The organism is Arthrobacter sp. TE26545, assembly GCF_056279005.1.
In genome coordinates this window covers 2,400,646-2,420,563 of the sequence record NZ_JBWBQM010000001.1, presented here as the reverse complement: position 1 = coordinate 2,420,563, position 19,918 = coordinate 2,400,646, and the positions used below count along the sequence as shown (strand labels likewise).

Here is a 19,918-nt window from a genome sequence, read left to right as displayed (position 1 = left end):
CATCGGCGACACTGGGGGCTGTTCCGCCGCGAGACATTCCGGAGATCCATGGAACGCAACGTTGCTGCCCGGCTCGTTTTCAAGACTGTCGCCAATACCAAGGTGGCAATGGCCGTCGCCGTCGCCCGCAATCCGGGCTTCGCGTCGATGACCGAAACGCTGAGCATCACCTCGGGTGGCGAGGCCGTGCCGTACACGGAACTGCAGGACCACCACGGCGGCCGCTTCCACTACATGGAGTTCGCCGAACCCAGCGAGGTGGAGGTCGAGTACCAGGCCGCGGTGACCGGCCGCGGCGTTCCGGACGAGTCATCGAAGATGGAACTCATCCGCTACGTCCGGCCCAGCCGCTACGCCGAATCGGACCGCCTCCTGCCGACGTCCTACGCCGAGTTCGGCGGACTGCACGGCCGCGAACTCCTGCAGGCGGTCCGGGATTGGGTCAACAGCGAGCTGCGCTACGTCAGCGGTTCCTCCCGCGGTACCGACGGCGCCGTGGAGACGTTGCTGCACCGCCGCGGCGTGTGCCGCGACTTTGCCCACCTGGCGATCGCCCTGCTGCGTTCCAAGGACATTCCCGCCAGGCTGTCGGCTGTGTATGCCCCCGGGCTAAGCCCGATGGATTTCCATGCCGTGGCCGAGGCGTACCTCGACGGCAGCTGGTATGTCATCGACCCCACGGGGCTGGCTCCCCGTGAGGCGATGCTTCGGATCACTGCCGGACGCGACTCCTCGGACACCGCGTTCCTCTCCACCGTCGGGGGCAGCCTCTCCCTGAAGACCCTCAAGGTCACGGCCGAAATCTCCGGCGAGCTTCCCGCCGAAGACCCGGCCACCGCCGTCGTCCTCGGCTAAGCGGGAGGTCCCTTCCCGACGGCGGCAGCCCGGTTATCCCGGAAGGCCGGAGCGCAGCTTCTCGGTCAGCCGCATCAGCTCCTGCTGTTCCGCCGTGGTCAGCGCCGGAAGCAGCAGTTCGGCGATGTCGCGCACGTGCTCGCGCCCGATCTCCTTCTGCAGCTCCAGCCCGGCGTCGGTGAGTCCCAGCAGGATGCCGCGGCCGTCCTCGGGCGCGATGCTGCGCTCCACGAGTCCGCGTTTCTCCAGCCGGTCCACCAGGCGGCTCAGGCTCGACTGGCTGAGCAGCACGTGGTCGTTGATCTCGTTCAGGCGCAGCTTTCCGGTGGGGCAGCGGGAGAGCGTGAACAGGACGTCGTACTCCTTGACGGGCAGCTTCTTGAACGCCGGCCCGGACTGCAGGCGGCGCATCACCGCCACCTGGGAACGGAACAACGACTCCCAGGTTTCGGCGGCCAGGCGCACGTCCTTGCCGGACGTGGTGCTCCCGGGCTGCGCACTCCCTGAAGGGGTTGCTCCGGCCGGGATTTTCCCGGCCGGAGCAGGGCTGCTCATTCCTTGGCTCCTGCGCTGTTCACGACGGCGGCATCCTCCTGCCCGGCGCCTTCCTGGACGGCGGCTTCGGCCAGCCTTGCGGCGACCCGTGAGGCGTGGGTCGGGGCGTCCGGGACATGGGCCGGCTTGAGGGCGGCGTACTCCTTGCGGAGCACCGGAAGGACTTCCTCGCCGAACAGGTCCAGCTGCTCCAGGACCGTCTTAAGCGGCAGGCCCGCGTGGTCCACCAGGAAGAGCTGGCGCTGGTAGTCGCCGAAGAACTCGCGGAAGGTGAGTGTCTTCTCGATGACTTCCTGCGGGCTGCCCACCGTCAGCGGGGTCTGCGAGGTGAAGTCTTCCAGGGACGGGCCGTGGCCGTACACCGGGGCGTTGTCGAAGTACGGACGGAACTCCTTGACGGCGTCCTGGGAGTTCTTGCGCATGAAGAACTGGCCGCCGAGGCCCACGATCGCCTGGTCTGCCTTGCCGTGGCCGTAGTGCTCGTAACGCTCACGGTAAAGACCGATCAGCTGCTGGTAGTGCTCCTTCGGCCAGAAGATGTTGTTGGCGAAGAAGCCGTCGCCGTAGTACGCAGCCAGCTCGGCGATCTGCGGGCTCCGGATGGAACCGTGCCAGACGAACGGCGGGACGTCGTCGAGCGGGCGCGGAGTGGAGGTGAAGTTCTGCAGCGGGGTGCGGAACTTGCCGTTCCAGTTCACGGTGTCTTCGTCCCACAGGCGGCGCAGCAGGGCGTAGTTTTCGATCGCGAGCTCGATGCCGTCCTGGATGTTCTTGCCGAACCACGGGTAAACCGGCGCGGTGTTGCCTCGGCCCATAATGAGATCCACGCGGCCGTCGGCCAGGTGCTGAAGCATGGCGAAGTCTTCGGCGATCTTCACGGGATCGTTCGTGGTGATCAGGGTCGTGGAGGTGGAGAGGGTGATGCGCTCGGTCTGAGCGGCGATGTAGGCCAGCGTGGTGGTGGGGGAGGAGGAGAAGAAGGGCCGGTTGTGGTGCTCGCCGATGGCGTACACATCCATGCCGATCTCTTCGGCCTTCTTGGCGATGGCCACGGACGCCTTGATCCGCTCGTTCTCCGTGGGGGTGCGGCCCGTGGTCGGGTCAGTGGTGATGTCGCTGACGCTGAATACGCCGATCTCCATGATGTGCCTTCTTCCTGTCCGCGGGTGCGCGGGCGTTACCGACAGTGTATCCGAAACTAGATGCATTTGCATCTATCGCCCTGTGTAACGCCTGTGCCCGTGGATTATTCCCGGGCACCGCCTGGATGGTCCGGCTCAGTCGGGGGAGCCCGGGGCGGCGCGCCGGCCGGAGACTTTCGGGACCATTCCGGTGGTCCAGTCCAGGAATTCCCCGCTGCCGCCGTTGCCGGGCGGATTGTCCACGACGGCGGGGCGCTCCTTGAGTGCCTTCAGCAGGGCCTTCTTCTCCCGGCGTCCTTCCACCAGCTTGTAGAGGACCGGGACCAGCACCAGGGTCAGCAGCGTGGATGACACCAGGCCGCCGATCACCACGATGGCCAGAGGCCGCGAGATGAAGCCGCCGCTTCCGGTGAAGCCGAGCGCCATCGGCGTCAGCGCAAATACGGTGGCGAGGGCGGTCATAAGGATCGGCCGGAGTCGCTGCCGGGCGCCGTGGGTGATGGCGTCGTCGACGCTCATCCCGGCCCGCCCGTCGCGCGGGCTGCGGTATTGGTTGATGAGGTCGATCAGCACGATCGCGTTGGTCACCACGATGCCCACCAGCATCAGCAGGCCGATCAGGGCCGGCAGGCCAAGGGGAACGCCGGTCAGCAGGAGCAGGCCGATCGCGCCTGTTGCGGCGAACGGCACCGACACCAGCAGGATGAGCGGCTGGATGAGCGACTTGAAGGCGGCGACCATGATCACGTAGACGATCGCGATGGCGGCGAGCAACGCCAGGCCGAGCTGCCGGAAGGACTCCGCCTGCTGGGTGGTGGCGCCGCCGATCACCGCGGTCACGCCTGGCGGGAGCTGCACGGCGTCCAGCCGTTCCTGCACGGCGCTGCTCAGCGCGCCCAGGTTGGAGCCCGACGGCGTCACGGTCACCTTGGCGGTCCGCTGGCCGTTGCTGCTGGTCACGGAGAGCGGAACATCCACTTGCTCCACACTGGCGACGCTGTCCAGCTTGACCGGGCCCGTAGGCGTCGGAAGCACGATGCCCCGGACCGCCGCGATGCTGGTGAAGCGGGTGCCTTCACCGATCTGGACCGGGAAGTCGTTGGTGTCGATGCGCACCGTGCCGGCCGGAACCGGTGAAACCGTGGCGGCAAGCACCCCGGCTACCTGCTCCTCGTTGAGGCCGGCCGCCGTGGCCTTGGCCCGGTCCACTTTCACCTGGACCACCGGCTGGCCCGGGACGAGGTTGGTGGCGGTCTCGGAGCTGCCCGGGACGCCGTCGAGGGCCTTGAAGACAGCATCGCTGGCTGTCTGCAGGTCCTGCGGAGTGGCCGCATTGATCGTCACGTCCACGGTGGAGGACGTGCCGAAGCCGCCCTGCCGGGCGCCGACGGTGACTTTGCCCGCGGCGCCGCCGTCGGCAAGCTTCCTGCGGACGGTGTCCTGCAGTTTCTCCTGGGCTGCGTCCTCCGCCGTGACCACGGTGAAGGTAGAGGTCGACGCGCCGCCGGAGGTGAGTGCGGCGAGCCCGTTCTGGGCATTGCCGGAAGTCACCTGGACGTCCTTGATCCCGTCGATGCCGTCCAGCAGTTTCTCCACCTTGGCGGCGGCTTCCGCGGTGTCGGCGAGGCTGGTGCCTGCCGGCAGGACCTGCCGGACGGTCATGCTGTTTTCGCCGGAGCGGCCCAGCAGGTCGGTTGCCAGCAGGGGGGTCATGGCGGCAGTACCGCCCAGCACCAACACTGCTGCCACGATGGTCAGCACGGGATGCTTCTGGGTGGCGGACAGGATCGGCAGGTAACCGCGCTGCAGGCGGGTACGCTGCTCTGCTTCGTGTGCTTTCGCCGCTGTTTCCTTCGCCGCCTCGGCGTCACTGCTGACCGCCGGGGACTTGAGGAACCAGTACGCCAGCACCGGGACGATGGTCAGGGCCACCAGGAGGGAGGCGAGCAGGGCGATCGTGACGGTGAGGGCGAAGGGGCGGAACAGTTCCCCGGCAAGGTCCCCCACGAAGGCGATGGGGAGGAAGACTGCCACCGTCGTCAGGGTGGACGCAGTGATGGCGCCGGCCACCTCCCGGATGGAGTTCAGGATGGCGGTGAGCTTGTGTTCGCCATAGCTCAGGTGGCGCTTGATGTTCTCGATCACCACGATCGAGTCGTCCACCACACGGCCGATCGCAATGGTGAGTGCGCCCAGGGTGAGGATGTTCAGCGAATACCGGGTGGCCGAGATCCCGATGAAAGTGATCAGCAGGGACAGCGGGATCGACACCGCGGTGACCAGGGTGGAGCGTACGGACAACAGGAACACCAGGATGACCAGCACCGCGAAGCCGAGCCCCAGCAGGCCCTCCGTGGTGAGGTCCTTGATGGATTTTTCGATGTACGGTGCCTGGTCGAACGCGGGGGTGAAGCGGGCGTTGGAACCCAGTTCCGCGCTCATCTGGCCCAGCGAATCCTTGACGGCGTGCGAAATCGCCACGGTGTCGCCGTCGGGCTTCTTGGTGACAGTCAGCGCGAGCGTTTCTTTGCCGTTGGTCCTGGTGATCGAGGTGACGGTGTCGTCCTTGATAATGACCTCGGCCACGCTGCCGATCGTGGTGCCCGCCTTGGCGCCGCCCACGGGGAGCCCTTTGATTGTGTCCAGCGAGTCAACCGGGCTGCCGATCTGCAGGGACAGGGACTTGCCCTGTTCCTCGACCGTGCCGGCCGGGACCAGCGCGCCGTTGTTCTTCAGCGCGTCGGCAAGGGAGCGGATGGTGGCGCCGCCGGCAGCCATGGCCGCGGGGTTCGGTTTGATCAGGATGTGCTGGGTTGCGCCGCCGCTGACTTCGGCGCTGCGCACGCCGTCGATCTTCTGCAGCCGCGGGACGCTGAGCCGCAGGAGGTCGGCATTCAGTTCGCTGAGCGGCTTGTCCGAGGAGACCGCGAGGAAGATGATCGGGAAATCGCTCACGCTGCCGGCGAAGGAGCGTGGCTCCACATCCGCCGGCAGCGTGCGGCGGGCATTGGAGATGGCCCGGTCGATCTGGTTTCGGGCACGATCCAGGTTTGAGCCGTAGTTGAACACCAGGGTGATCTGGGAAACTCCGCTGCGGGACGTGGAGGTGCTCGACTCAAGCCCCTCGACGCTGTTGAGCGCCGTTTCCAGGGGCCGGCCCAGTTGCTTGTCCACGACCTCCGGAGACGCCCCTGGCATGGACGTGATGACCGTGATCTGCGGGAACTCGATGGAAGGTATGAGCTCCTGTTTCAGGGAGGACATGGTGATCACGCCGAACACCGCCGCGAAGACGGTGATCAGCGCAATCAATGCCCTGTTCGCCAGTGAAAGCCTTGCCAGAGCGAACATTGCATCCTCTCCTGGGATCTACGGTTGTACAGCGTTTGGGCGCGGCCGCCGCAGCCCCGGACAGGATGCCTGCGTCTACCGCTGCGTGGCGTCGGCGTTTTCGAGCTGCAGGGACCGGGCGGTGCTTGCCTCGAGTTCGGCGGCGAGCTCCGGGTTGTCGTTGAGCTTGACCCCGTAGCCGGGCATCATGTCCTTGAGCTTGGACTGCCAGCCCTTGAAGTTCTTCGGGAAGGTCTTCTGCAGCAGCTCGATCATGATCGGCACCGCAGTGGAGGCTCCCGGGGAAGCGCCGAGCAGCGCGCCGATGGAGCCGTCGCGGGCGGCGATGACCTCGGTACCGAACTGCAGGATGCCGCCCTTCTGCGGGTCCTTCTTGATGATCTGCACGCGCTGGCCGGCCGTGATCAGCTCCCACTTGGAACCGTCGGCTTCGGGGTAGTACTCGCGCAGGGACTCGACCTTCGCGTCGTGGCGCTTGGCCACTTCCTTGATGAGGTACGCCGTCAGGTCCATGTTGTCCTTGGCCACCGCGAGCATCGGAATGATGTTGCCGGGGCGGATGGACAACGGCAGGTCCAGGTAGCTGCTGGTCTTGAGGAAGTTCGTGGAGAAACCCGCGTACGGGCCGAAAAGCAGCGAACGCTTGCCGTCAACGTAGCGGGTGTCCAGGTGCGGCACGGACATCGGCGGCGCGCCCACGGAGGCCTGGCCGTACACCTTGGCGCTGTGCTGGCGCGCGGTCTCCTCGTCGGTGCAGCGGAAGAACTGGCCCGACACGGGGAAACCGCCGTAGCCCTTGCTCTCCGGAATGCCCGAGGCCTGCAATAGGTGCAGCGCACCGCCGCCGGCGCCGACAAACACGAACTTGGCGTGGATGCGGCTGCGTTCCCCGGACGCCGGGTACTTGAGCGAAAGGTCCCAGCCGCCGTCGGAGGCCTTGGAAATGTTGCTGACTTCGTGGCCGAAGTTGACCTCCACCCCGCTCTTGGCAAGGTAGGCGGTCAGCTCGCGGGTCAGCGCGCCGAAGTCGACGTCGGTGCCTTCGGCTGCGCGGGTGGCGGCGACGCGCTGCTTGGGGTTGCGGCCCTTGACGATCAGGGGAGCCCACTTTGCGATCTGGGCCTGGTCCTCCGTGTACTCCATGCTGCGGAAGAGGGTGTTGGGCTTGAGGGCCTCGTAGCGGGCCTTGAGGAAGTCCGCGTGCTTGTCGCCGATGACGAAGCTCATGTGCGGAACGGTGTTGATGAAGCCCTTGGGGGAACCGATCAGGTTGTTGTCGACCAGGTGGGACCAGAACTGGCGGGATAGCTGGAACTGTTCGTTGATGTGCAGCGCCTTGGAAGGATCCACGGAGCCGTCTTTGGCTGCAGGGGAGTAGTTCAGTTCGCAGAGAGCCGCGTGGCCGGTACCTGCGTTGTTCCAAGGTCCGGAGCTTTCAAGGCCGGCTTCGTCCAGGCGTTCGAAGAGGGCGATGCTCCAGTCGGGTTCGAGCTGCTTGATGAACGCCCCGAGCGTTGCGCTCATGATTCCGCCGCCAATAAGGACGACGTCGGCGTGTTTGGTCTTGGAAATGAAAGTCACAGTCAATCTCCGATAGCAGCGGCATTGGCTGTCACAGAATATCCCTGCGCTGCCCCATAACTGAAATTGCGGGGGGCCGTCAAGACTTTAGGCGGACGTTCGTGAAAACTTCGTTCAAGACCGGCGAAGCAGGGTACTTTTCCACCCGGTCGGACAGCGCCAGGGCGGAGATCGGGAAGGCGATCGGCACTGCCGGGACGGTCGCCGCGATCTGGGCGTTGATGGTTTCGTACTGGGCGTTTCGTTCGGGACCTTCGGGCATGCCCCGCGCACGGTCGATCTTGGAGAAGACCTGGACGTCGTTGTAGCCGAATTCGCCCCGGCGCTCACCGAAAAGCGTGCCGACGAAGTTGTCCGGGTCCGAATAGACGCCGTTCCAGCCCAGCAGGTGCAGGGCGTGATCGCCCGATGACTGGACCTTGGCCAGGTAGCCGTCCTCCCAGTCCACCGGCACCGGCTTGATGTTGAAGCCGACGGCGGTCAGCTGCCGGCTGATTTCCGCGTAGATCTTTTCGGGGGTGGGCAGGTAGCTTCGGGTGACGTTGAGCGGGTAGTAGAACTTGAGCGGTTCGCCCTTGTACCCGGCCTTGGCCAGCAGCTGCTTGGCCTTGGCCGGATCGTAGCCCAGCGCCGGCGCGTTGTTGTTGAAGCCGCTGAGCTTGGGCGGAACGAACTGGGATGCCTGGGCCGTATTGTCCATGAAGAACTTCCGGATCAGGCTTTCCTTATCGATGGCGTACTCGATTGCCTGGCGGACCTCGAGCTTCTGCAGCGGCACCACGGCCTGGTTGATGCCCAGGTACATCACCGAGAAGGGATCCCGCTGCACGATCTGCATGCCGTGCTTGACCAGGGAATCGAAGGTGCCGGCGGTGACCAGGTCGTAGCCATCGATCTTTCCGCTCAGCAGCGCGTCGAGCCGGCCCTGCGGGTGGTCGAAGGGAATGAAGTTGAGCGTGGCGATCTGACCCCGGTCGCCCCAGTATCCGTCATAGCTCTTGAGCGTGATCTTGTCCTTGGTCCACGCGGAAAGGACGAACGGACCGGTGCCGACTGGATGCGAGGCGTATGCGGACACCGCCTGGCCATCCAGCTTGCGGTCCAGGAGGTTGGCCTTTTGCTTGTCCAGCGCCGTGGGGGAGGAGATGGCGAACGCCGGCAGCGTGAGGGCCTGCAGAAAACCCGTGAAGGGCCGGGTGAGGCTGATCTTCACTTCCTTGGCGCTCGGGGCGCTGCAGCTCTTGAAGATGGAGAGCGAGGCGTTGTCCGAAAACGACTTGAAGACGCTCTTGAACATGATTCCCGGTGCCTGGTTCCGGACCGCGGGGGTGAGGGTGTACCAGCGGTTGAAGTTGCTGCAAACGGCGGCAGCATTGAACGGCGTGCCGTCGTGGAAGGTGACTTTGTCCCGGAGCTTGAAGTCGTAGCTGAGTCCGTCTTCACCCTCGGACCATTCCGTGGCGAGCAGGGGAATTGTCTGGCCGGTGGACGGGTCAACGCCTAGCAGGCCTTCCATGACCTGGCGGGTGACGCGGTAGGACTCGGAATCGTTGCTCAGGGCCGGATCGAGCCCGAGGGGCATGGCCGGAGTGCCGAAGTTGAAGGTCTGGTCCGGCACGGCCGGCTTGTCCGTGGACGTCGTTCCGGCGGACGGCGAGGGAGATGGCACTCCGGTACAGGAGCTCAGGGCCAGGGCAAGAAAGGCCGCGCCGATCTGCAGTTTCATCCGGCGTCGTTTGCTGCTTGCCACTCTTGTCCCCTCAAGGCAGTCGGACGGAACACGGCTGGACCCCGGGTAAGAGGGGTCCAGCCGTCCATATTTGTGCGCAAGGGGGGACTTGAACCCCCACGCCCGAAGGCACAGGAACCTAAATCCTGCGTGTCTGCCAATTTCACCACTCGCGCGAGTGCCGGCGCCGGGATCCTGACGGTTCCGTTGCCGTGCCGGCCTCCATTCTACCCATGCGGGCCGGGTGGCTTCAGCGGACGTCCAGTTTGAGGTCCCTGCGGAGCTTGGCAACATGCCCGGTTGCCCTCACGTTGTATTGGGCCACCGCCACTTTGCCCTCCGGGTCCACCACGATCGTGGAGCGGATCAGGCCTTGGTACGTGCGGCCGTAGTTCTTCTTTTCACCCCAGGCGGCATAGGCGTCCGCCACCTTGTGGTCCTCGTCGGAGAGCAGGGGGAACGTCAGTGACTCCTGGGCCACGAACTTCGCCAGGGCGGGAACGGGATCGGGGGAGACGCCCAGGACCCGGTAACCGGCCGCCTGCAGGGACGCGAGCGAATCACGGAAATCGCATGCCTGCTTGGCACAGGCCGGGGTAGATGCGGCGGGGTAGAAGTAGACGATGGTGTTGCTGCCGCGGTAGGACGCCAGGCTGACGTCGTTGCCGTCCTGGTCCTTGAGGGTGAAATCCGGTGCGCTGTCGCCGGGAATGAGTCGTTCAGCCATGGTGCTCCTTGCTTGCGTTCGCGACCACCCAGCTTAGTAACAGGGGAGGCCCGGAACCGAATTGCCGGCAGATGGTTTTATATACTGGCTGTTATGCCTGACATTGAGCGTTGGCCAACCGGAAGGCTGTTGTCTACAGCGGCACGGCTCGTCGAGCACGCCTGGAACGAGAAACTGAGCCGTCTCGGGTTGACGCACGCCGGAGTGATCGCCCTGGAAGTCCTCACGGTGAAAGGCCCCATCACGCAGGTCCTGCTGTCGCAGATCGTTCGGGTCCAAGCGCAGACCATGGGAAAGACCCTGTCCCGCCTCGAAGTGCACGGCTACATCGAAAGATCCCGCAGCTCGAGCGACCGGCGCAGCCAGATTGTCAGCCTGACCGAAGCGGGCACACGGGTACTCGAAACCGCGGAGCGCCTTGAACGCGAAGTGCTGCGGGATTCGCCCGTGGACGCCGACTCCCTGCGCGCGGAGCTCAAAATCCTGGTGCGTGCCCTGTCGGAGCGGCACGCCTCGGCCGAGGTGCACGACATCGTCGCGGCCGGTTCCAGTGTCCTGCGGCCCGGTACAGAAGGCGGGCATCGGAGCTGAAGCTCCATCTGTTCCTGAAACAGGAACAGGATTCCTGAAACGAAAGAATCCCGGACCAGCCTCAGCCGGTCCGGGATTCTTCCTTTGGTGCACCCCCCGGGACTCGAACCCGGAACCCATTGATTAAGAGTCAATTGCTCTGCCAGTTGAGCTAGAGGTGCATTCAGTTGTGGTGTCCAACCCAAAGAAATAACCCTTGAACGCTTTTGCCGCTCAAGGGCCCTTCCCTTGGTGCACCCCCCGGGACTCGAACCCGGAACCCATTGATTAAGAGTCAATTGCTCTGCCAGTTGAGCTAGAGGTGCTTGTCGTTTTCGACCGCCGGAATGGAGTTTTTCCTTTTCCGTTGATCTCCGCAACGACATGTAACTCTACACGAGAGTCACTCAAAGTGCGAAATCGGCCCGGGGTGTTTTGCCTGGCCTACCCGGGGAGCTTAAGCAGCAGGGCAAAATCAGGGTTCCGGTTGTTGCTGAGGACCCAGAGCGTGCCGTCCGGTGCCAGCGATACATCCCTGAGCCGGCCGTATTCACCCGTGAAATAGGCCACCGGCGTTCCGGCCACTTCGCCTTTGAGGGGGATGGTCCAGAGCCGTTGCCCCCGGAGCGCGGCCGTGTATGCCACGCCGTCCACTATTTCCAAGCCGCTCGGCGAGGCATCGGCGGTGGACGGCCAGACGGCCTTGGCGTCGATGAAGCCCTCGCGGCCCGGGGCGCCGGTTACCTCGGGCCAGCCGTAGTTGCCGCCGGGGCGGATCAGGTTCAGCTCGTCGTCGACGTCCGGCCCAAACTCGCTGGCCCAGAACCTGCCGTCCTTGTCCCAGGCGAGGCCCTGGACGTTCCGGTGGCCGTAGCTGTACACAGGGTTGTCGCCGAAGGGATTGCCGGGCGCAGGTTTCCCGTCGGCCGTCAGGCGCAGGATCTTCCCGCCCAAGGCGTTCCGGTCCTGCGGCTGTCCACGCCGCTGCGAATCTCCCGTGCCTACGTAGAGGAAGCCGTCCGGGCCGAAGCGGATCCGGCCGCCGTTGTGCGTGGAAGCCTTGGGGATCCCGGAGAAAACGACGTCGGGCGGGCCCAGGGCGAGTTTGCCGTTTCCGTCTGCTTCCAGCTTCGCCCGGGCTATCCGGTTGTCTGATTCGGCCGTGTAGTAGAAATACAGCAGCCGGTCATCGGCAAAGTGCGGGGACAGTGCCAGCCCCAGCAGGCCGCCTTCGCCTTCGGGCACGACGCCGGGAACCTCGCCGATCGTGCTTGCCTCACCGTTCCGAACCGCCTTCAGGAGCCTGGAGTCCCGTTCGGAAATGAGGGCGGTTCGATCGGGCAGGAAGACCACCGACCATGGGATGTCCAGGCCCAGCTCGAGCTTGGCTTGGAGCGTGGGTCCCGCACCGTTCGGCGGTGTGCCGGGGGTGCTTGCGGGGGACGAACCGCTTGCCGATGTGGGAGCCGGGCCGGTTGTCGGAGAGGGAAGGCGCGGGCTGCCGGTACAGCCGGCGATCAATGCACCGCCGGAGAACAGGACAAGCAGGAGGGTGCCGGCACGAACCCGGAACCCTTTCGGTCGGGGTCTACCCTGATGGCCGCGCGATCGCTGCCGCCGGGTCGGCACCCCCGGTGCGCCTGCCTTCACGGTTCCTCCGGCACCCGTCCGTCCCTCAGTAGCGCTCCCGGCGCGGCGGACGGAAACCTGCCGCCTCGGCGTGTGCCGCCGAGAGGAACCAGACGGACGCCTGGGCTTCTTCATAGGCCGGCATGTCCTCGTCGTAGTAGGTCATGGTGTTCGCGTCGGCTTTGACGGTGAAATCGGCGGGGCCGCTGCCGTCGGGGCCGGCCGCGGCTGACCCCTCCCCATAGGGCTGTCCTGCGGCCAGGTGTCCGCCGGCAGGGGCTGCGTCTTCTGCCGGGGCCTCCCCGGTGGTCTCCGGCTCGGCCGCGGCCTGGACCTCGGGAGCCAGGCCGTCCTCGGCGGCAGCCGTTTCGGCGCCGGGCAAGGTAGGTGCATGCGGAGCCGTGTACTCAGGGTTGTGCACCGGGGCCTGCCGCGGCGGGGCGTCGCTCCAGCTGGCCTCCCACTCTGCCTTGTCGGCAGCAGCGTCGGCGCGTCGACCGGCGTCGGCGGGGGTGACGTCGTCGGCCGTCACGCCATCGACGGGGGCCTCTTCGATCGACGGCGATTCGCCGGGCACTTCCTCGTTCAGTACAGCTTCGGCTGTTACTGGTTCTGCGAGTGCGGGTTCTTCGACGGGCTCCACGACGGCTTCTGCCACGGGTTCCGGCAGGGCGGAAGTGGGCTCTGCCGCGGAGGCCGTTCCTTCGGCCGCTGCGTCTTCCCAGTCATCCACATCGCCTCCGCCGGTTTCGGCGACAGCCGGCTCCGGAACCACCGGTTCCGGTTCCGCCGCTGCCGGTTCCTGGGGCACGGGCGCCGGTGCAAGCGGCGCTGTGCCGGCAAGTGCCGCCGAGGCTGGGACGTCCATCTGCGGAGACGCAGCGGAGGGCGAGGGCGGTGCCGCATCGGCGAGGGAGGAGGTATCGGCGGGCGCGGAGGTGGAGCCCCTTCGGCTCAACAGCCACCACGCAATCGCGACGACGAGCACAATGACGATGACCCAGATCAACCAATCCACGGCAGGAGCCCTTCTGTTTGAGTGGTGCACTTGTCAGCCTTGACGTTACGGCGGCCCCCGGAGGGTGTCCAGCAACCATCCCCTAGGGTGGCCACATGGATTTCAAGAGGTTGCGGATCCTCCGCGAGCTGGCCGACCGGCAAACCGTCGGGGCCACGGCGGAGGCCATGAATGTCACGTCCTCCGCTGTATCCCAGCAGTTGAAGGCGCTGCAGGACGAGCTCGGCGTGGTGCTGGTCGAAAAGGCCGGCAGGGGGGTGAGGCTCACTGAGGCGGGCAGGGCCATGGCCGGTGCGGCCGCCGACGTTGCGACCGCAATGGCCCGGGCCGAGTCCACGATGGACGCCTACCGCCAGGGTTGGCAGTCGCGGATCAGGGCGGCCTTCTTTCCCAGCGCAGCCGAGATGCTCCTGCCCGGGCTGCTGCATCGGCTCGGACAGGTCGAGGGGGTCCGCCTCGAAGCGCATTTCGAGGACCCCGGCACCGCCGGATTCGCCGGCCTTGCCGCCGACTATGACATCGTCCTGGCGCACAGCGTGGATGGCGCGGAGCTTTTCGCCCGGCGCGGACTCGAAGTGCTGCCCCTGCTGGAAGAACCCCTGGACGTTGCCATGCCTGAGGGCCACGAGCTCGCCGCCAAGGTCCGGCTCACCGCGCACGACGTGGCCCGGTATCCGTGGATCGGGGTTCCCGCAGGCTTTCCTTTCGACACCGTACTCCGCCGGATCGAGCTTCAGGCAGGAACGACGGCGGTCCGCCGCCAGCGGTTTCCCGACCTGCGCGTCCTGGAAGCACTCGTCAAAGCCGGGCACGGCATCAGCCTGCTGCCCAGGTACACCGCCCGGAGCGGTGCCGGCCACGGGCTGGTGCTCCGGCCGATCGAGGGCGTCAGGGCCAGCCGGAGCATCGTTGCGCTGGCGCGCCGGGACGTCGCCGCCCGCACGACGGTGCGGCACACACTCGAGCTGCTCCGCGAAGTGGCAGCTGAGGTGGCCGCTCCGGCAAGCCTCAGGCAGGCAGGCGGAGGTGGACTGCCGCTTGCCTGACACATTGCTGGAATTCCGGTCAAACGTGCCCAGGTAGTCGTGGGCCGGGCTGCGGAGTCATAGACTTTGCGCCATGACTGAGCACACCCAAATTGCGACAGGCAACACACCGGACATCAAGCCACGCAGCCGGGTCGTGACGGACGGCATCCACGCCGCCCCCGCGCGCGGAATGTTCCGTGCCGTCGGCATGGGCGATGACGACTTCGCCAAGCCGCAGATCGGCGTCGCGAGCTCGTGGAACGAAATCACTCCCTGCAACCTCTCGCTCAACCGCCTTGCCCAGGGCGCCAAGGAAGGCGTCCACGCCGGCGGTGGTTTCCCCATGCAGTTCGGCACAATCTCGGTTTCCGACGGCATCTCGATGGGGCACGAAGGCATGCACTTCTCCCTGGTCTCCCGCGAAGTCATCGCCGACTCCGTGGAAACCGTGATGCAAGCCGAACGCATCGACGGCTCGGTGCTCCTGGCCGGGTGCGACAAGTCCCTTCCCGGCATGCTCATGGCAGCTGCCCGCCTGGACCTTGCGAGCGTCTTCCTGTACGCCGGCTCGATCATGCCGGGCTGGGTCAAGCTGGAGGACGGCTCTGAAAAGGAAGTCACCCTCATCGATGCCTTCGAAGCCGTCGGTGCCTGCGCCGCCGGCAAGATGAGCCGCGGGGACCTGGACCGTATCGAGAGGGCCATCTGCCCGGGCGAAGGCGCCTGCGGCGGCATGTACACGGCGAACACGATGGCCTGTATCGGCGAGGCCCTGGGCATGTCCCTGCCCGGCTCCGCCGCCCCGCCCTCTGCAGACCGCCGTCGTGATGACTTCGCCCGCAAGTCCGGCGAGGCGGTGGTGAACCTGCTGCGCCTGGGCATCACGGCGCGCGACATCATGACCAGGAAGGCCTTCGAGAACGCCATCGCCGTGACCATGGCCTTCGGCGGCTCGACCAACGCGGTCCTGCACCTGCTGGCCATCGCCCGGGAGGCCGGCGTCGAGCTCACCCTGGACGACTTCAACCGCGTTGGCGACAAAGTCCCGCACCTGGGAGACCTGAAGCCGTTTGGCCGCTACGTCATGACCGACGTCGACAGGATCGGCGGCGTGCCGGTCATCATGAAGGCACTGCTCGACGCCGGACTGCTGCACGGTGACTGCCTCACCGTCACTGGCAAGACCGTTGCCGAGAACCTGGCCTCCATTAACCCGCCGGACCTGGACGGCAAGATCCTGCGCGCCATGGATAACCCGATCCACAAGACCGGCGGCATCACCATCCTGCACGGCTCCCTGGCTCCGGAGGGCGCCGTGGTCAAGAGCGCCGGTTTCGACGCAGACGTCTTCGAAGGCACCGCCCGTGTCTTCGAGCGTGAGCAGGGCGCCCTCGACGCCCTCGACAACGGCGAAATCAAGGCCGGCGACGTCGTCGTCATCCGCTACGAAGGCCCCAAGGGCGGACCGGGCATGCGCGAAATGCTCGCCATCACCGGCGCCATTAAGGGCGCAGGCCTCGGCAAGGACGTCCTGCTCCTGACCGACGGCCGCTTCTCGGGCGGCACCACCGGCCTCTGCATCGGACACGTCGCTCCCGAAGCCGTCGACGGCGGACCCATCGCCTTTGTCAAGGACGGCGACAGGATCCGCGTCGACATCGCCGCCCGCACCTTCGACCTTCTGGTCGACGAGGCCGAACTCGAGGCCCGCAAGGTCGGCTGGGAGCCGCTGCCTGCGAAGTTCACCAAGGGAGTCCTGGCCAAGTACGCCAAGCTGGTGCACAGCGCATCAACCGGCGCCTATTGCGGGTGATTGGGTTCCCGCCCAACTGACTCGCAGTAGTTGTCGTTTTGACGCCTCATAACGACAACAACTGCGAGCTAGTTGGGGGAGGGGTCCGCAAGATGGACTTTGACGTCCATATAGTGAGATGAGGGTTTCCCCGTTTGACACCTCTCTCACAAAGAGGGAAAACTGAACGCATGATCGCAACCGTTACCGGCACCGTCGTCGTACTTAGCAAGCGCGTGGCTTACTAAGCCGGCCGGCAACGATCTGTCACGCGCAACCCCTCGAAGAGCCGCAAGGCTGAGGGGTTTTTTTATTGCCGACGGCAGAGCACGACCGCGATCGCAGCAGTATCCCAGCAGTACCTTTCACTAACTGAAGATCCCCAAAGGAAGAGTCCGATGAGCAAAGGATCGCCGATCAGCCCCTCGCTGATGGCTGCAAAGTCCGCTGGAGCCCCCAAGGCTCCGGAAAAAGTCGACCGTGCCACTGACGCCGTCGTCGACAATGCTGCAACTCTCTCTCTCCTGTCCTCGGGCCGAACAACGTTGTACCCCCAACGGTGATGACCGGCTCGGAAGCTATTGTCCGCTCGCTCGAAGAACTCGGCGTCGACGATATTTTTGGTTTGCCCGGTGGCGCGATCCTCCCCACCTACGACCCCTTGATGGCCTCCAAGATGAATCACATCCTGGTCCGTCACGAACAGGGAGCCGGCCACGCAGCCCAAGGCTATGCCATGGTCACCGGACGGGTTGGCGTCTGCATCGCCACCTCGGGCCCCGGTGCCACCAACCTCGTTACCGCCATCATGGATGCCCACATGGACTCCGTGCCCCTCGTCGCCATCACCGGCCAGGTCTCGGCTGCCGTCATTGGCACCGACGCCTTCCAGGAGGCGGACATCGTGGGCATCACCATGCCGATCACCAAGCACTCCTTCCTGGTGACCGACCCCGAAGACATCCCGCACGTGATGGCCGAAGCCTTCCACCTCGCATCCACCGGCCGTCCCGGGCCGGTCCTGGTGGACATCGCCAAGAACGCCCAGGTCGGCAACATGACCTTCTCCTGGCCGCCGAAGGTGGACCTGCCGGGCTACCGTCCGGTGGTCCGCGGCCACAACAAGCAGGTCCGTGAAGCGGCCCGCCTCATCGCCGAGTCCAAGAAGCCGGTGCTCTACGTGGGCGGCGGTGTGGTCAAGGGCCACGCCTCGGCCGAACTGCTGGAGCTGGCCGAACTGACCGGCGCACCGGTGGTCACCACCCTGATGGCCAAGGGCGCTTTCCCCGACTCCCACCCGCAGCACGTGGGCATGCCGGGCATGCACGGTTCGGTTTCGGCCGTCACCGCGCTGCAGCAGGCTGACCTCCTGGTGACCCTGGGCGCACGTTTCGACGACCGCGTGACGGGTGTGCTGAGCACCTTCGCCCCGAACGCGAAGGTCATCCACGCCGACATCGACCCCGCTGAAATCTCCAAGAACCGCCTGGCAGACGTTCCGATCGTCGGCTCGGTCAAGGAGATCATTCCGGAACTGAGCGAGGCCGTCCGCAACCAGTTCGCGCAGTCCGGCACTCCGGACCTCGCATCCTGGTGGTCCTTCCTGGGCAACCTGCGCGACACCTACCCGCTGGGCTGGACGGAGCCGGAAGACGGACTCAGCGCGCCGCAGCGAGTCATCGAGCGCATCGGTGCGCTGACCGGCCCCGAAGGCATCTACGTTGCGGGCGTCGGCCAGCACCAGATGTGGGCCGCCCAGTTCATCAAGTACGAGCGCCCGCACGCCTGGCTGAACTCCGGCGGCGCCGGAACCATGGGCTACGCCGTGCCGGCAGCCATGGGCGCCAAGGTCGGCGAGCCGGACCGCGTGGTCTGGGCGATCGACGGCGACGGCTGCTTCCAGATGACCAACCAGGAGCTGGCCACCTGCGCGATCAACAAGATCCCGATCAAGGTGGCGATCATCAACAACTCCTCGCTGGGCATGGTGCGCCAGTGGCAGACCCTCTTCTACGACGGCCGCTACTCGAACACCGACCTCAACACAGGCCACGACACCGTCCGTATCCCGGACTTCGTCAAGCTCGCCGATGCCTACGGCTGCGCCGCACTGCGCTGCGAGCGGGACGAGGACATCGACGCCACCATCCAGAAGGCCCTGGAGATCAACGACCGCCCCGTGGTGATCGACTTCGTGGTCAGCCCGAACTCCATGGTGTGGCCGATGGTGCCCGCCGGCGTTTCGAACGACCAGATCCAGGTAGCCCGCAACATGACCCCGGAATGGGAAGAGGAGGACTAAGCATGAGCCGCCACACACTGTCCGTTCTGGTCGAAGACAAGCCCGGCGTGCTGACCCGCGTGGCCAGCCTCTTCGCCCGGCGCGCTTTCAACATCAACTCCCTTGCCGTAGGACCCACCGAAGTCCCCGGCATCTCCCGGATGACCGTCGTCGTCGACGCCGATGGCGAGCTCATCGAGCAGGTCACCAAGCAGCTGAACAAACTGGTCAACGTGATCAAGATTGTCGAGCTGACTTCCGAATCTTCCGTACAGCGCGACCACATCCTGGTCAAGGTACGTGCGGATGCCGCAACACGTCTGCAGGTCACCCAGGCTGCAGACCTGTTCCGTGCCTCAGTGGTCGACGTGTCCACCGACTCGTTGGTCATCGAGGCAACCGGTCACCCCGAGAAGCTCACGGCACTGCTTTCAGTGCTGGAGCCGTTCGGCATCCGTGAAATTGTGCAGTCCGGCACGTTGGCCGTTGGACGGGGATCCCGCTCCATGAGTGACAGGGCATTACGCTCCGCGTAAGAAGCAGCCCAGGCGCCGACTGGCAGGGCACGCTGCTTTCCCGCAGCACCACAGAATTACATCTCCAAGAAACCACTCAAGAGGAGTTACGCAAGTGACTGAAATGTTCTACGACGACGACGCAGACCTGTCGATCATCCAGGGCCGCAAGGTTGCCATTGTCGGCTACGGTTCCCAGGGCCACGCCCACGCACTGAACCTGCGCGACTCCGGCGTCGAGGTCGTCATCGCCCTCAAGGAGGGCTCCAAGTCCGTCGCCAAGGCCGAGGATGCAGGCTTCACCGTCAAGAACGTTGCCGACGCCGCCGAATGGGCCGACGTCATCATGATCCTGGCACCGGACCAGCACCAGCGCTCGATCTACAACGACTCCATCAAGGACAAGCTGACTGCAGGCAAGGCCCTGGCCTTCGCCCACGGCTTCAACATCCGCTTCGGCTACATCGAGGCTCCGGAAGGCGTCGACGTCATCCTGGTTGCCCCGAAGGCCCCGGGCCACACCGTGCGCCGCGAATTCGAAGCCGGCCGTGGCATCCCGGACATCATCGCCGTCGAGCAGGACGCTTCCGGTTCCGCTTGGGAGCTCGCCAAGTCCTACGCCAAGGCCATCGGCGGCACCCGCGCCGGTGTCATCAAGACCACCTTCACCGAGGAAACCGAAACCGACCTCTTCGGCGAGCAGTCCGTCCTCTGCGGTGGCGTGTCCCAGCTGATCCAGTACGGCTTCGAGACCCTGACCGAGGCCGGCTACCAGCCGCAGATCGCCTACTTCGAGGTGCTGCACGAGCTCAAGCTCATCGTTGACCTCATGTGGGAAGGTGGCATCGCCAAGCAGCGCTGGAGCGTTTCCGACACCGCCGAGTACGGCGACTACGTCTCCGGCCCGCGCGTGATCACCCCCGAGGTGAAGGAAAACATGAAGGCCGTCCTGGCTGACATCCAGTCCGGTGCCTTCGCCAAGCGCTTCATCGACGACCAGGACAATGGCGCCGTCGAGTTCAAGGCGCTGCGTGCCAAGGCTGAGCAGCACCCGATCGAGGGTGTCGGCCGCGAACTGCGCTCGCTGTTCTCCTGGCAGCAGCAGGACGCCGACTACGTCGAAGGCTCCGCAGCCCGCTGAGGCC

General features: G+C 65.6%; 14 protein-coding genes, 3 tRNA genes and 1 pseudogene. 7 read left to right on the top strand and 11 right to left on the bottom strand.

Annotated features, from left to right (window positions below; genetic code table 11):
- The first annotated feature begins 48 nt into the window (after positions 1-48).
- Complete coding sequence (locus ACZ9CK_RS10850; RefSeq protein WP_476049951.1) at positions 49-855, top strand: transglutaminase-like domain-containing protein; 807 nt, start codon at positions 49-51, stop codon at positions 853-855.
- Between the two features lie 33 nt (positions 856-888).
- Here the strand turns inward: ACZ9CK_RS10850 and ACZ9CK_RS10845 are convergent, their stop codons facing one another.
- The 7 genes from ACZ9CK_RS10845 to bcp all read right to left on the bottom strand — a co-directional run bounded on the left by ACZ9CK_RS10845 (position 889) and on the right by bcp (position 9,940).
- A complete protein-coding gene (locus tag ACZ9CK_RS10845) occupies positions 889-1,410 on the bottom strand; it encodes a MarR family winged helix-turn-helix transcriptional regulator (protein WP_426298333.1) in 522 nt (173 codons plus the stop codon).
- Positions 1,407-2,552 carry an LLM class flavin-dependent oxidoreductase gene (locus ACZ9CK_RS10840; protein ID WP_426298331.1) on the bottom strand — a complete coding sequence of 382 codons (1,146 nt, stop codon included), beginning with the start codon at positions 2,550-2,552 and terminating at the stop codon, positions 1,407-1,409. The genes ACZ9CK_RS10845 and ACZ9CK_RS10840 overlap by 4 nt, the downstream gene beginning before the upstream one ends.
- 135 nt (positions 2,553-2,687) lie before the next feature.
- Positions 2,688-5,903, bottom strand: a complete 3,216-nt coding sequence (locus ACZ9CK_RS10835; RefSeq protein WP_476049950.1) for an efflux RND transporter permease subunit — start codon at positions 5,901-5,903, stop codon at positions 2,688-2,690.
- A gap of 75 nt (positions 5,904-5,978) precedes the next feature.
- The gene (locus ACZ9CK_RS10830; RefSeq protein WP_476049949.1) at positions 5,979-7,484 is read right to left on the bottom strand and encodes a malate:quinone oxidoreductase; all 1,506 of its coding nucleotides are present in this window, start codon (positions 7,482-7,484) and stop codon (positions 5,979-5,981) included.
- A gap of 79 nt (positions 7,485-7,563) precedes the next feature.
- Positions 7,564-9,234, bottom strand: coding sequence for an ABC transporter substrate-binding protein (locus ACZ9CK_RS10825; RefSeq protein WP_476049948.1), 1,671 nt, complete (start codon positions 9,232-9,234; stop codon positions 7,564-7,566).
- A gap of 73 nt (positions 9,235-9,307) precedes the next feature.
- Positions 9,308-9,389: transfer RNA gene (locus ACZ9CK_RS10820), tRNA-Leu, on the bottom strand.
- A 74-nt stretch (positions 9,390-9,463) separates the two neighbouring features.
- On the bottom strand, positions 9,464-9,940 hold the full coding sequence (gene bcp, locus ACZ9CK_RS10815; RefSeq protein WP_426298322.1) for a thioredoxin-dependent thiol peroxidase: 477 nt from the start codon (positions 9,938-9,940) through the stop codon (positions 9,464-9,466).
- 93 nt (positions 9,941-10,033) lie between these two features.
- Here bcp and ACZ9CK_RS10810 point away from each other — a divergent pair, with 93 nt between their 5' ends.
- On the top strand, positions 10,034-10,531 hold the full coding sequence (locus ACZ9CK_RS10810) for a MarR family winged helix-turn-helix transcriptional regulator (RefSeq protein WP_426298319.1): 498 nt from the start codon (positions 10,034-10,036) through the stop codon (positions 10,529-10,531).
- A gap of 85 nt (positions 10,532-10,616) precedes the next feature.
- On the opposite strand, the gene ACZ9CK_RS10805 is transcribed toward ACZ9CK_RS10810, so the two are convergent.
- The 4 genes from ACZ9CK_RS10805 to ACZ9CK_RS10790 all read right to left on the bottom strand — a co-directional run bounded on the left by ACZ9CK_RS10805 (position 10,617) and on the right by ACZ9CK_RS10790 (position 13,157).
- A tRNA-Lys gene (locus ACZ9CK_RS10805) sits at positions 10,617-10,692 on the bottom strand.
- A gap of 68 nt (positions 10,693-10,760) precedes the next feature.
- A tRNA-Lys gene (locus ACZ9CK_RS10800) sits at positions 10,761-10,836 on the bottom strand.
- Between the two features lie 118 nt (positions 10,837-10,954).
- Positions 10,955-12,058, bottom strand: a complete 1,104-nt coding sequence (locus ACZ9CK_RS10795) for a PQQ-dependent sugar dehydrogenase (RefSeq protein ID WP_476050892.1) — start codon at positions 12,056-12,058, stop codon at positions 10,955-10,957.
- A gap of 127 nt (positions 12,059-12,185) precedes the next feature.
- Positions 12,186-13,157, bottom strand: coding sequence for a sunset domain-containing protein (locus ACZ9CK_RS10790; protein WP_476049947.1), 972 nt, complete (start codon positions 13,155-13,157; stop codon positions 12,186-12,188).
- 95 nt (positions 13,158-13,252) lie between these two features.
- Between ACZ9CK_RS10790 and ACZ9CK_RS10785 the strand changes: the two genes are divergently transcribed.
- The 5 genes and pseudogenes from ACZ9CK_RS10785 (at position 13,253) to ilvC (ending at position 19,914) form a co-directional block, all read left to right on the top strand.
- Positions 13,253-14,203, top strand: coding sequence for a LysR family transcriptional regulator (locus ACZ9CK_RS10785; RefSeq protein ID WP_476049946.1), 951 nt, complete (start codon positions 13,253-13,255; stop codon positions 14,201-14,203).
- 73 nt (positions 14,204-14,276) lie between these two features.
- A complete protein-coding gene (ilvD, locus tag ACZ9CK_RS10780; protein WP_476049945.1) occupies positions 14,277-15,998 on the top strand; it encodes a dihydroxy-acid dehydratase in 1,722 nt (573 codons plus the stop codon).
- A gap of 377 nt (positions 15,999-16,375) precedes the next feature.
- Positions 16,376-18,279, top strand: a pseudogene (locus tag ACZ9CK_RS10775) (acetolactate synthase large subunit).
- A 2-nt stretch (positions 18,280-18,281) separates the two neighbouring features.
- A complete protein-coding gene (gene ilvN / locus ACZ9CK_RS10770; RefSeq protein WP_426298309.1) occupies positions 18,282-18,794 on the top strand; it encodes an acetolactate synthase small subunit in 513 nt (170 codons plus the stop codon).
- 94 nt (positions 18,795-18,888) lie between these two features.
- A complete protein-coding gene (gene ilvC, locus ACZ9CK_RS10765) occupies positions 18,889-19,914 on the top strand; it encodes a ketol-acid reductoisomerase (RefSeq protein ID WP_426298307.1) in 1,026 nt (341 codons plus the stop codon).
- Positions 19,915-19,918 lie beyond the last annotated feature (4 nt).